This is a genomic window from Streptomyces sp. NPDC031479, assembly GCF_055581065.1.
The window spans coordinates 1-12,291 of record NZ_JBVIKC010000019.1; the positions used below are offsets into that span (position 1 = coordinate 1).

Here is a 12,291-nt window from a genome sequence, read left to right on the forward strand (position 1 = left end):
CTCGCCGACCCCGACACCCTCCACCACACCCCCATCGGCGTCTTCCGCGACACCACCCGCCCCGTCTACGACACCCTCATGGCCGACCAGCTCGAAGCGGCGGTGGAGCAGTACGGGAAGGCGGACCTCGGGGCGCTCCTCACCGGCACCGATTCCTGGACGGTGACCTCGTCGGACTGAGGTGGTCGAGGGTGCGCGGGAGTACGGGCCCGGGCACCCTCGGTGACCGGGACCCGGCCCCGGTCGCCGGCGTGACCAATCACACCCCGGCGGCCACGGGCCGATCGCCCCAACGGATCCGGGCGCTCCATCGGCCCCGGGCCCGCCCCGGGGGCCGTTCGGGGGAGGCGGTCCCGAAAGGGCCTGACCTAGCCTGGAGCGGCAGTACGAGATCCGGGGGCCGAGCGCAAAGGAAGAGCGCGTCCATGGGCATCACCACCAGTTCCGTACGTCGTCGGCGTGCGGGATCCGCCGTGACGGCGGCCGTCCTCGGCCTCCTGGCGGCAGCCGCCGCGCCGGCCCTCGCCGCCACGGACGGCCCGGCCGGCACTCCGGCCCGGGACGCCCACGACACGCCCCGCACCGCCCCCCAGGGCGCGCACGACGCCGCCCGCACCGCCGCCCGGACCCCGCTGGCGATCACCCGGCTCGCCCAGGGCCCGGGCCACGACGTCGCGATCACCATCGACGACGGCCCCGACCCCCGCTGGACGCCGCAGGTCCTCCAGGTGCTGCGGCAGAACCACGTCAAGGCCACCTTCTGCATGATCGGGACCAACGCCCGGAAGTACCCGGACCTGGTGCGCGCGGTCGCCGCCGACGGCCACCGGCTGTGCGACCACACCTCCGACCACGACGAGACCATGGACCACAAGCCCGTCGCGTACCAGCGTCAGCAGATACTCGACGGCAAGGCCATGATCCAGAAGGCCGTCCCGGGCGTCGCCGTCGACTACTACCGCGCGCCGGGCGGTGCCTTCACCCCCGACAGCCGTGCGGTGGCCACCGAGAGCGGGATGCAGCCCCTGGGCTGGAGCGTGGACCCCAGGGACTGGAGCCGTCCGGGCCTGTCGGCGATCGTGTCCGCCGTGGAGGGCAAGCTGCCGCAGCAGCCGACCGTCCTGTTCCACGACGGCGGCGGCGACCGCAGCGAGACGGTCGCGGCGCTCAAGCAGTACCTGCCCTGGCTCACCGCGCGGGGCTACGCCTTCACCTTCCCGGTCCGCGCCACCCCGTAGGCCGTCTCTTCCGGATCTTGCCTGACCGACAAGATCCGGAAGAGACGGCCTAGCCCTCACCGGGCCGCGGCGGCCACGCGTTCCCGGTCGTCGAGGACCTCCAGCAGCCGGGCCGCGAACTCCCGCGGCCGCTCCGTGCAGCCCAGGTGCCCGCCCGGGAACTCGGCGAAGGCGGCCCCCGTCAGCTCCGCCAGCCGCCGGGCCGGCCCGTACAGCGCGGGCTGCGGGCGCGAGTCCCGTCCGGCGGCCGTGACCAGCCGTGCCGAGGCCTCCCGCAGAGCCGGAAGGTCGGCAGTGGTGCCCGTGAAGGGGCACAGGACGTGCTCCAGGAAGAACGGCATGTTGCCGTACGCGCGCGGCATCATCTCCCGTACCTCGGGGGCCGGTTCGTCCGGCTCCCGCTCCGGCCGGGCCTCCCCGAGGCCCTCGCCGAAGCGCTTCATCGCGGGTCCGCCGCCCTCCTCCAGGAACAGCGCCCGGACCTCGGCGAACAGGGCCCGGTACGGTGCGGGGTCCTCCAGCACCTCCACCAGCGGCGGCTCGTGCGCCACCACCCGGCGCACCCGCTCCGGATGGCGGGCCAGCAGGTCGAGCGCGACGATCGCGCCCGCGCTGCAGCCCAGTACGTACGCGGGCTCGTGCGGGGAGACCACGTCGAGCAGGCGGCACGCGTCGTCGGCCCAGTCCGCGGTCCGCTGTCCGGCGGGGGGTCCGTCGAGGGTGCTGCGGGACTGGCCGCGCGGGTCCTGGGCGACGACGGTGTACCCGGCGTCGGCGAGCGCGGGGGCGATCGCCGCGTACACGGCGGCGTCGGCTCCGCCCCCGGGGATCAGCAGCAGTACGGGGCCGCTGCCCCGCGTCTCGTAGTACAGGGTCGCGCCGGGCACCTTGAGGGTGTGGGTGGTGGGCGTGTCCATCAGCGGTCCTCCCCGTCGTCCTGCGCGCCGTCTCGCGTGCGGTCTCGCGTGCGGTCTGGCGCGCCGTCTTCCGCGCCGTCTTCCGCGTCCTCGCGGGACGGCCAGTTCTCCAGCGTCACGTGCAGCGCGTCGAGCGACCGCGCCCAGGACTCCCCCACCGTGCGGGAGTGGTTGAACCCGCTGCCGAGTTCGAGGTGGACGAAGCCGTGGAAGGCGCTGCGCAGCAGCCGGCCCGCGTCGGTCAGGTCCGGCTCGCGGAGCCCGTAGGCGCGCAGCATCCCGTAGGTCAGCTCGACGCTGCGGCGCAGGGCGGCGGAGTCCACCACCTCCTCCGGCCGGAAGCGCATCTGCGTCGCCTCGTACCGGCCGGGGTGCGCCAGGGCGTACGCGCGGTAGGCGTCGGCGAAGGCGACGAGCGCGTCCTTTCCGGAGCGGCCCGCGACGGCGTCCGCGATCCGCCCGGTCATCTCCTCGGAGGCCAGCAGCGCGACCCGCACCCGCAGGTCCCGCAGGTTCCGCACGTGCGAGTACAGGCTCGCGTCCTTGACCCCGAAGCGCCGCGCCAGCGCGGACAGCGTCACCTTCTCGATGCCGGCCTCGTCCGCCATGGCGGCGGCCGCCGCCACGAGGACGGCGGCGTTCAGCCCCGCGCGTACCACGGGACACCCCCTCGATCGTTGCCTAGATCATCCAGGCAGAAACCTAGGGGGTCTAGGTTCTGGTTGTCCAGCCACATACGGCGGGAGCCGTCCCGGCGCGCTCTGCGCCCGGACGGCTCCCGCGTGGTCTTCCCGTCGGCTCTTCCCGCGTGGCCGCTGCGCCTACTCGGCGATGTAGGTGTGGCCGCTGTAGGCGAAGACGAGGAGTTCGAGTTCGAGCTCCGGGTCCACCACGGTGCCCCCGGTGGGCTCGAAGTGTTCGTACCGGTTCCCGTTGAGGACCTTCACCTTCGCGTTCGTGTCCTCCACGTAGCGGACGCGCTCCAGCTCTTCGAGATTGGACGCGGGTCCGCCGCTGAGAATGACGTTCGGGCTCTGCACTGTCATGGTCGTCGTCTCCTTCGGCCGGGTGCGGAGGCAGCAGCCTCACTGCCTGCCCGCACAGGATCCGGGGTGCCGCTAAAGCTGGTCTTAAAGGGGAGGACCCGCGGGATCCGCCGGATCCGCGGGCCGGGGGGAACCCGTCGGCCCTACGAGGCCCAGGCCCCCGGGGCGCGGAAGTCCCCGTCCCCGACGGGCCAGTGGGTACGGGCCGGCCGGGGATCGGGCGGGGAGATCTCGGCGCCCATCATCCGGGCGGTGAGCAGCGCGGCGATGGCCGCGACCTCCTCCAGCGTGGGGGATCCGCCCACCACGTGGAAGGCCGCCTGCTGCAGCTGGGCCTCGGCGGGGCTCACAGCGGCAGGTTCCCGTGCTTGCGGCTGGGGCGCGGCACGTGCTTGCCGCGCAGCATCTCCAGCGCGTCGATGAGCCGGGACCTGGTCTCGGCGGGGTCGATGACGTCGTCCACAAGGCCTCGTTCCGCGGCGTAGTAAGGGTGCATGAGCTCGCTCTGGTACTCCTTGATCTTCATCTGGCGCACCGCGTCGGGATCGTCGGAGGCGGCGATCTCCCGGCGGAAGATGACGTTCGCGGCCCCCTCGGCGCCCATCACGGCGATCTCGTTGGACGGCCAGGCCAGCGCGATGTCCGCGCCGATCGAGCGGGAGTCCATGACGATGTACGCGCCGCCGTAGGCCTTGCGCAGGATCAGCGAGATCCGCGGCACGGTGGCGTTGCAGTACGCGTACAGCAGCTTGGCGCCGTGCCGGATCACCCCGCCGTGCTCCTGGTCCACGCCCGGCAGGAAGCCGGGTACGTCGACCAGCGTCACCAGCGCAATGCTGAAGGCGTCGCAGAACTGCACGAAGCGCGCGGCCTTCTCGCTCGCCTGGATGTCGAGGACGCCCGCCATGCACGACGGCTGGTTGGCGACGATGCCGACGGTCTGCCCGCCGAGCCGGGCCAGGGTGCAGACGACGTTCTGCGCCCACCCGGCGTGGATCTCGAAGTGCTCCCCGTGGTCGACGACCTCCTCGATCAGCTCGCGGATGTCGTACGCCTGGTTGGGGCGCGACGGCACCAGGTCGGCCAGGCGCTCGCAGCGCCGCCCGGCCGGATCCTCGGTGTCGGCGGCCGGCGGCAGCTCGCGGTTGTTGGCGGGCAGCAGCGACAGCAGGTAGCGCACGTCCTCCAGGGCGCTCTCCTCGTCGTCGTACGCGAAGTGCGCGACGCCGGAGGTGCCCGCGTGGCTGTCGGCCCCGCCCAGGGTCTCGCTGGTGACGGCCTCGCCGGTGACCGCCTGGACCACGTCGGGACCCGTGATGAACATCTGGGAGGTGCCGCGGACCATGAAGACGAAGTCGGTCAGGGCGGGGGAGTAGGCGGCCCCGCCGGCGCACGGGCCCATGACCACGGAGATCTGCGGGATGACCCCGGAACTGCGCACGTTGCGGGTGAAGATGCCGCCGTAGCCGGCGAGCGCGGTGACGCCCTCCTGGATGCGGGCGCCGGCGCCGTCGCACAGGCCCACCAGGGGCGCCCCGGTGGTCTCGGCGAGGTCCATCAGCTTGTGGATCTTCTGGGCGTGCGCCTCGCCCAGCGCGCCGCCGAAGACGCGGAAGTCGTGGGCGTACGCGAAGGCGGTCCGCCCGTGGACCAGGCCCCACCCCGTGATGACGCCGTCGGTGTGCGGCTTCCTGTACTCCAGGCCGAAGCCGGTGGCACGGTGCCGGCGCAGCCCCTCGATCTCGGTGAACGTCCCCTCATCGAAGAGGAGTTCGAGGCGTTCACGGGCGGTCAGCTTGCCCTTGGCGTGCTGGGCCTCGGTCGCCTTCTCGCTCGGACCGCGTACCACCTGCTCCCGCAGGTCGGCGAGCTCCGCCGTGCGTTCCCGCAGTGACGCGAACCGGATCTCCTCCTGGGTGCTCATGAGGACCCCTTTCGACGCAGACGCGCCGGTCCGGCCGGTGCGCGGCGACGAGCGTCCGGCGGCGGGCTAAAGCCGGGCTTGCACGCGGCACCCGGACACCGCCGGCGGCTCCGCCCGGAACCCGGGACACCCCCTACCCGGCCCGCGCGGACCCCACTGCGTGCGCCGCGCCCGGGACTTCGGGGGCCGGGGTGCGTATCAGTGGAACGTCACGTCCGAACCGCCGGAGGCCACTGTGAAGGAAATCCTCGACGCGATCGCCGCGTCGACCGCATCTGGCAGCGGTTCTCCCGCTGTCACCGCCGCCGACTTCGCGGCCCTGCCGCTGCCCGAGTCGTACCGCGCGGTGACCGTGCACAAGTCGGAGACGGACATGTTCGCGGGCATCGCGACCCGCGACCGCGACTCCCGCAAGTCCCTGCACGTCGAGCGGGTACCGCTGCCCGAGCTCGGGCCCGGCGAGGCCCTGGTGGCCGTCATGGCCTCCTCGGTCAACTACAACACCGTCTGGAGCTCGATCTTCGAGCCGCTGCCGACCTTCGGCTTCCTGGAGCGCTACGGCAGGCTGTCCCCGCTCGCCGCGCGCCACGACCTGCCGTACCACATCCTCGGCTCCGACCTGTCTGGTGTGGTGCTGCGCACCGGCCCCGGCGTCAACCGCTGGCACCCCGGCGACGAGGTCGTCGCCCACTGCCTGTCGGTGGAGCTGGAATCGGCCGACGGGCACAACGACACGATGCTCGACCCGGAGCAGCGGATCTGGGGCTTCGAGACCAACTTCGGCGGCCTGGCGGAGATCGCGCTGGTGAAGTCGAACCAGCTGATGCCCAAGGCGCGCCACCTCAGCTGGGAGGAGGCCGCGTCCCCCGGTCTGGTCAACTCGACCGCGTACCGCCAGCTGGTCTCCCGCAACGGCGCCGGGATGAAGCAGGGCGACAACGTCCTGATCTGGGGCGCCAGCGGCGGCCTCGGCTCCTACGCCACCCAGCTGGCCCTGGCCGGCGGTGCCAACCCGATCTGCGTCGTCTCCAGCCCCGAGAAGGCGGCCATCTGCCGGGCCATGGGCGCCGAGGCGGTCATCGACCGGAGCGCCGAGGGCTACAGGTTCTGGAAGGACGAGCACACCCAGGACCCGCGCGAGTGGAAGCGGTTCGGCAAGCGCATCCGCGAGCTGACCGGCGGCGAGGACGTGGACATCGTCTTCGAGCACCCGGGCCGCGAGACCTTCGGGGCCTCGGTGTACGTCACCCGCAAGGGCGGCACCATCGTCACCTGCGCCTCCACCTCCGGCTTCATGCATGAGTACGACAACCGCTACCTGTGGATGTCGCTGAAGCGGATCATCGGCTCGCACTTCGCCAACTACCGCGAAGCCTGGGAAGCCAACCGCCTCATCACCAAGGGCAGGATCCATCCCACCCTCTCCAAGGTCTACCCGCTGGAGGAGACCGGGCAGGCCTCCTACGACGTCCACCGCAACCTCCACCAGGGCAAGGTCGGCGTCCTCGCCCTCGCCCCCGAGGAGGGCCTCGGCATCCGCGACCACGAGCTGCGCGCGCAGCACCTCGACGCCATCAACCGCTTCCGCGACGGCCGTACGCTGCCGGAAACAGGATGACGGGTACGAGAGCCGCCGGGGCCGCCTTCCCCGGCGGCCAGGTGGCCCTCGCCCACGACGACGAGCTCCCCCCGGGCGGTGAGCTGCGCGCCCTGCTGGAGGACGTCCTCGCGGACGTGCGCGGCGCCTGCCCGCCGCTGGGCCAGCACCCGCCCGCCGTGGTGAGCGGCGCCCACGTCGTCGACCCGCCGTTCTACGGCAGCGGCGACATCGGGCGGATCGCCGTGTGCGCCACCGTCAACGAACTCGCGGCCGCCGGCGCCCGGCCCCTGGCCCTGACCCTGTCGGCGGTCGTCGAGGCGGGCCTGCCGCTGGAGCGACTGCACCGGCTGGCCCGCTCCGTGCGCGACGCGGCCCGCGAGGCCGACGTGGTGATCGCCGACGTGGACGTCCGGGTCGTCCGGGCCGGCGAGGCGGACCAGGTCTACCTGCACACCACCGGGATCGGCGCCTACCGCGGCGCCCCGCTGCGCACCCGCGACGCCCGCCCCGGGGACCGCGTCGTCCTCAGTTCCCCGCTCGGCGGACACGGCGCCCACATCCTGTCGGTGCGCCGGGGCCTCGGGTTCGAGAGCCTGGTGCCCAGCGGCTGCGCGCCGCTGACCGGACTGCTGGAGCGGGCCCGCGCGGCCGGGTCCGGCGCCGGGATCCGGGCCGTACGCACCGTGGCGCGCGGCGGCCTGGCCGCCGTGCTGCACGCGTACGCCCGCGAACTGGGCCACACCCTGCGCGTCGAGGAGAGCGCGCTGCCCGTGCAGTACGAGGCCCGGATGGCCCTGGAGGCCATGGCCGTCGACCCGCTGCACGCCTCCAGCGAGAGCTGCCTGTGCCTGCTCGTCGCGCCGGACGCGGTGGACGGTGTCCTGGCCGCGCTGCGCGGCCACCCGTACGGGCGGTTCGCGGCCGAGATCGGCACGGTCGTCGAGGACGGCGCCACGGCGGTCGAGCTGGTGCGCGACCAGGGCCGCGCCGTGCCCGTCACACCCGAACCGGCGGCCTTCCCCCGGCTGGCGTGAGCCCTGCCGGGGCCGTCGCCTTCGCCGGAGCCGCGGGGGCCGTCGCCTTCGCCGGACCTGCCGGGGCCGCGGGCCGGAAGCCGCGCAGCAGCACCACTCCGGCCGCCGTCGCCAGCGCCGGGAGCAGCCCCATCCCCGCCAGGACGCCCCACGCGGCGCCGGAGCCCTGGCCGGTGGCGTGCCCGGTGTCGGAGGAGACGTAGCCGGACGACTGCAGCACCAGCCCCATCAGGAACGGCCCGACGGCCATGCCCAGCCCCTCGCCGGCGCTGAACAGCCCCGACATCGCACCGGCCCGGCTGCGCCCGGTGCGGACGGCGTCCCCGGCCGCGCACTCGGCGAGCATCGCGTACAGGAACAGCAGCTGCCCCGCGTGCCCGGTGCCGACGACGAGGAGCGCCGCCGGGGCCCAGAACGGCGGCAGCACGGGCGCGGCCGGCAGCAGCAGGGCGCCCCCGGCGAACAGGGCGCAGGAGAGGGCGAGCACCCGCCGGTGACCGTACCGGGCGCCCACGCGGGTCCACAGGCCCGTGGTGAACAGACTCGGCAGGACGAACGCGGCGACCAGCACCCCCGTCATCCCGGGCCGCTCCAGGACGTGTTCGGCGTAGTAGGGGCAGCCCGCGAGCAGCACCCCGGTGCCGACGACGAGGACGGTCGCCCCGCGCAGCAGCGCGGCGAAGTCGGCATTGCCGCGCACCACGGCGAACCACGCGCGGGGTCCGGCAGCGCGCGGCTCTCCCGCGTCCCGCGGCGCCTCGCGCGGCGCGCCGGACGCGGTGGCCCGGGAGGTCCCGAAGAACACGCCGAGCGTCCCGACGGCGACCACGAGGGCGCCGAACAGTCCGGCCCAGCGGTGCCCGGACAGCCCCCCGCCGCCCGCCTCGACGACGGCGGGCGCGGCCGATCCGGCGACCAGGGCGGCGACGGCGATGCCGGCCACCCGGCCCCCCACCAGCCGCACCCGGTCCTGCGCGCTCGTGGCGATCTCGGCGGGCAGGGCGGCGTACGCCACCTGGAAGAACGCGAACGCGGTCGCGGTGAGCAGGAAGCCCGCGGCGGCCCACAGCGCCCCCGCAGACCCCCGCGCGGCCCCCGCGAACATCAGGGCGAAGGCGGCGGCCACACCGAGGCCCCCGCCCAGGACGTGGCCCCGCCGAGGGCCCCAACGGCCGTGGGTCCGGTCGCTGATCCGCCCCGCGAACGGGGTGAGCAGCACGTCCCAGACCTTCGGGACGAGGACGACGGCCCCCGCCACGGCGGCGCCGATGCCGAGGGTGTCGGTGAGGTAGGGCAGCAGGAGCAGACCGGGCAGCGTGTTGAAGGCTCCGGTCACCAGGGAGCCGGAGGCGTAACCGAGACGTGTACGGGCGGACATGCCCCGATCGTCGCCGTGCCGGGCCCGCCCCACCAGTCGGTGCTTCTCCCCTTTTCCGCAGGTCGCGGCGGTCCCCGGGCGCCCGCCCCGGACGGCCCGTCAGGGAACACCCCGACACCCGGCACCGGGGTCGCCGGTAGCCCTCCGCAGTAGCTGACATGCAGGTAGTGACGGTCCGGCGGGGGTGTGCGCGGGGAAGCCGGTCGGCGAGGCTGCCGGAGGGGGAACGCGCACACGAGGGGGATGCCCGTGCTTCACCAGCAGCAGCCGCTGACGGCGGCCCGGACGCGGGACCTCGCGGTCCTCCACCGCGAGCTGCGGCTGGCCGCCGACGGTCCCCGGTTCGTCCGGCTGACCGGCGAGCCGTGGAGCGGCAAGAGCCGCCTGCTGCGGCAACTGGCCGCCATCGCGCACGAGGAGGGGTGGACGGTGGCGTCCGGACGGGTGCCCAGGGCGGGCCGGACCCGGCCCTTCGAGGTGGTGGTCGACGCCCTGGACGACCATCTGGCCCGCGCCGACGGCACGTTGTTCGAACGGCTCGGCGAGGCGCGCACGCGCGCGCTCGCGCCCGTACTCCCCGCCCTCGCCACCCTGCCGGGAGCGGCGGAACGGCCCGACCCCGGTGCGGCGGTCCGTGCCCTGCGCGTCCTGCTGGGGCTGCTGGGGGAGCGCGGGACGCTGTTGGTCCTGGACGACGTGCACCGGGCCGGCCCCGAGGTCCTCGACCTGCTCGACCACCTCGTCCGGCATCCCCCGCAGGGCGCCGTGCTGACCGTCTTCGCGCACCGCTCCGTGCCGGGGGGCCGCCACCTGGCGGCCGTGCCGTACGACGCGCCCGGCGTCCGCCACCTGGCCCTGGGCCCGCTGCCCGCGGCCGACGCCCGCGCCCTGCTCCCGGCCGGGACGCCGCCGCTCGCCGCCGAGCTGGTGCTGCGCGACGCGGCGGGGGTGCCGGGGCTGGTGCACGCCCTGGCCCGGGGCGCCGCGCCCGGCCCGTCCTTCCACGCGACGGCCGAACTGGCCACGGGCATACCGCCGGTGCTCGCGCCCGACTCGATCGACCTGCACACGCTGTCCTCCCTGGGCTGGCGCTGCGCCTGCGCCGCCGCCCTGCTCGGCGACCCGTTCACCGCCGGCGCGCTCGCGCACACCGCGGGCGTGCCGGTGGAGCACGCGCTGGCCGGACTCGACGAACTGCACGCCGAGGGGCTGGTCCGGCCCGAGGGCACGGCCGGTACGCGGTTCTGCTTCGTCCGTCCGGCGGTACGGGCGCTGATCCACCACGCCTCGGGGGCCGGCTGGCGCAGTGCGGCGCTGGGGCGCGCCCTGGAGGCGCTGAGGGCCGAGGCCGGTACGGGGACCGGCCCGCAGGACGGCCGGCGGGAGGGCCTGCGGGAAGGCCTGCGGGAAGGCCCGGGGGACGGCCGGGAGCACGGCCGGGAGCACGGCCCGGAGGACGGCCCGGAGGACGGCGACGCCGGGGCCGCCGGGGCCCGCCGGACGCTGGCCGCGCACCTCGAACACGCCGCCGGGATCGGCCTGGAGGACATCCGCGCCCTGGCCCTGAGCGCCCGCGGGGGCCTGTACACCCGGCCCGCCCGCTCCGCCGCCGCCCTGCGCCGGGTGATGGCGGTGGGCCCGGTACCGGTGGAGGTCCGCCTCCTGCTCAACAAGGCGCTGGTGCTGTCGGGCCGCCTGGAGGAGGCGGTACGCGGCTACGAGGAGACCGGGCCGCGTTCGCACGAGGACCGGCTGCCCGGCGGCCGGACCGACACGGCGGTGTGGCAGGCCCGCGCCCTGCGATGGAGCGGCCGTCACGCGCAGGCCCGGTCCGTGCTCGACGGGGACGGCGGCCTGCCCCCGGGCGGGCCCGCCGCCGACGCGGAACGGGCGGCGCTGGCCCTGGAGCCGGGGGCGGGAGCGGACCCGGAGGAAGCCCGGCGCGCGGCCGAGCAGGCCCTGCGCACCGCGCCGGCCGACGATCCCGGGGCGCGGGGGCTCGCGTACGCGCTGCTGGCGGCCGCGTGCGCGGCGGCCGGTGACGGTCCGTCCGCCCGGGCGGCCGCGGACACGGCGCAGACCCTGCTGCTCCGGCCCGGCGGTACGGAGCCGGCGGCTTGCCTGGAGGCGCTGCGCTGGCTGGGGGCGGCCGAGACGGAACTGGGCGGGCCGGAGCGGGCCCGGCGGCACCTGGAGCGGGGTCTGGCGGCGGCGCTCGACCACGGGCAGGCGCATCTGGCGGGGCTGCTGGCCCTGGGCCTCGCGGAGGCCGCGGTGGCGGCCGGGGACGCCGAAGGGGCCCGGGCGCGCATCCGCCTGACGGCCGCTCTGGCGGAACAGACCGAGGTGCCCGTTCTCGCCGCCGCCGCACGGGAGGCGGAGCGCCGCATCGGGGAGCACGCGACGGGACCGCTGGACGCGAGCCGGATGTCCCTGCTCAGCGAACGGGAGCGCATAGTCACCGGGCTGGTGGGAGAAGGCCGTACGAACCAACAGATCGCGGCTCGGCTGGACATCAGTGTGAAAACGGTGGAGACGTATATGAGCCGGATCTTCAAGAAGCTCGGTATGAATTCCCGCGCGCAGGTGGCACATATTGTCGGACTCAGCGCCAATTACCGCTGACAACTGCCGTGCGCAAGTGCCACGGGCAGTATGTTTTCTGTGCGATCCCTATCTCTTTCACGCCGAAGCCCCGCTGTTTTCGGAAAAGTTTTTCCGAAACGCAGCGGGGCGAACGGCCCGGCTCTACCGGCGGGGGATCCGGGAGCCCGTGCTCCGGATCCTGCCCCCGCGCGCTTGTGGCCTGCTAAAGGATGGGGCTCACGGGCAGCCGACGTGCCACTCGTCGTCCTGCGGGCAGTTGAGGACGGGCAGGCTCACGCGCAGCTTGCTGATGGAGTCCGGCGCGGTCACCACGGTCTTGTTCCCGGCCTCGGAGGCGTGTGCGGCGCCGGCGGCGGCTCCCCACAGTCCGAACAGGAGAACGACTGCGGTGACGGTCTTTCGCATGGAAACGCTGTTCATGTCTAACCCCCGTGTCGACAACTTTCGTTTGCAGGAACATCCTGACCAGCGGACACGGCCCGTTCCAAGCAAAAAGGGGAGGCGTAAAGTTGCCTGGCAGCAAGTCCTGTCAGCACAACGGGGGTGG

At 74.4% G+C, this 12,291-nt stretch carries 11 protein-coding genes and 1 pseudogene; 5 read left to right on the top strand and 7 right to left on the bottom strand.

The features are described 5' to 3' along the window. Positions 1 to 180, top strand: a pseudogene (locus ACZ5D2_RS21885) (2-oxoacid:ferredoxin oxidoreductase subunit beta); the annotation flags it as partial. A gap of 245 nt (positions 181 to 425) precedes the next feature. Then, positions 426 to 1,238: a polysaccharide deacetylase family protein gene (locus ACZ5D2_RS21890; RefSeq protein WP_468931235.1), complete on the top strand. Its 813-nt coding sequence runs from the start codon at positions 426 to 428 to the stop codon at positions 1,236 to 1,238. Positions 1,239 to 1,294: 56 nt separating this feature from the next. Here the strand turns inward: ACZ5D2_RS21890 and ACZ5D2_RS21895 are convergent, their stop codons facing one another. The 5 genes from ACZ5D2_RS21895 to ACZ5D2_RS21915 all read right to left on the bottom strand — a co-directional run bounded on the left by ACZ5D2_RS21895 (position 1,295) and on the right by ACZ5D2_RS21915 (position 5,125). Further along, on the bottom strand, positions 1,295 to 2,155 hold the full coding sequence (locus ACZ5D2_RS21895; protein ID WP_468931238.1) for an alpha/beta fold hydrolase: 861 nt from the start codon (positions 2,153 to 2,155) through the stop codon (positions 1,295 to 1,297). Then, positions 2,155 to 2,814: a TetR-like C-terminal domain-containing protein gene (locus ACZ5D2_RS21900; RefSeq protein WP_468931241.1), complete on the bottom strand. Its 660-nt coding sequence runs from the start codon at positions 2,812 to 2,814 to the stop codon at positions 2,155 to 2,157. The genes ACZ5D2_RS21895 and ACZ5D2_RS21900 overlap by 1 nt, the downstream gene beginning before the upstream one ends. Before the next feature lie 162 nt (positions 2,815 to 2,976). Then, positions 2,977 to 3,201, bottom strand: a complete 225-nt coding sequence (locus ACZ5D2_RS21905) for a DUF5988 family protein (protein ID WP_266845079.1) — start codon at positions 3,199 to 3,201, stop codon at positions 2,977 to 2,979. Between the two features lie 143 nt (positions 3,202 to 3,344). Further along, positions 3,345 to 3,551: an acyl-CoA carboxylase epsilon subunit gene (locus ACZ5D2_RS21910; protein WP_266845078.1), complete on the bottom strand. Its 207-nt coding sequence runs from the start codon at positions 3,549 to 3,551 to the stop codon at positions 3,345 to 3,347. Then, positions 3,548 to 5,125 (bottom strand): acyl-CoA carboxylase subunit beta, encoded by a 1,578-nt coding sequence (locus tag ACZ5D2_RS21915; protein ID WP_331733232.1) that lies wholly within the window; start codon positions 5,123 to 5,125, stop codon positions 3,548 to 3,550. Before ACZ5D2_RS21915 ends, ACZ5D2_RS21910 begins: the two co-directional genes overlap by 4 nt. A gap of 235 nt (positions 5,126 to 5,360) precedes the next feature. Between ACZ5D2_RS21915 and ccrA the strand changes: the two genes are divergently transcribed. Both ccrA and ACZ5D2_RS21925 read left to right on the top strand, forming a co-directional pair. Further along, positions 5,361 to 6,743, top strand: a complete 1,383-nt coding sequence (gene ccrA, locus ACZ5D2_RS21920; protein WP_371681548.1) for a crotonyl-CoA carboxylase/reductase — start codon at positions 5,361 to 5,363, stop codon at positions 6,741 to 6,743. Continuing rightward, on the top strand, positions 6,740 to 7,759 hold the full coding sequence (locus ACZ5D2_RS21925) for an AIR synthase-related protein (protein WP_331733228.1): 1,020 nt from the start codon (positions 6,740 to 6,742) through the stop codon (positions 7,757 to 7,759). Before ccrA ends, ACZ5D2_RS21925 begins: the two co-directional genes overlap by 4 nt. Here ACZ5D2_RS21925 and ACZ5D2_RS21930 read toward each other — a convergent pair. Next, positions 7,722 to 9,137, bottom strand: coding sequence for an MFS transporter (locus tag ACZ5D2_RS21930; RefSeq protein WP_468931248.1), 1,416 nt, complete (start codon positions 9,135 to 9,137; stop codon positions 7,722 to 7,724). The genes ACZ5D2_RS21925 and ACZ5D2_RS21930 overlap by 38 nt on opposite strands. Before the next feature lie 243 nt (positions 9,138 to 9,380). On the opposite strand from ACZ5D2_RS21930, the gene ACZ5D2_RS21935 reads away from it, so the two are divergent. After that, complete coding sequence (locus tag ACZ5D2_RS21935) at positions 9,381 to 11,762, top strand: helix-turn-helix transcriptional regulator (protein ID WP_468931250.1); 2,382 nt, start codon at positions 9,381 to 9,383, stop codon at positions 11,760 to 11,762. A gap of 198 nt (positions 11,763 to 11,960) precedes the next feature. On the opposite strand, the gene ACZ5D2_RS21940 is transcribed toward ACZ5D2_RS21935, so the two are convergent. After that, the gene (locus ACZ5D2_RS21940; protein WP_331733218.1) at positions 11,961 to 12,164 is read right to left on the bottom strand and encodes a hypothetical protein; all 204 of its coding nucleotides are present in this window, start codon (positions 12,162 to 12,164) and stop codon (positions 11,961 to 11,963) included. Between the last annotated feature and the right edge of the window lie 127 nt (positions 12,165 to 12,291).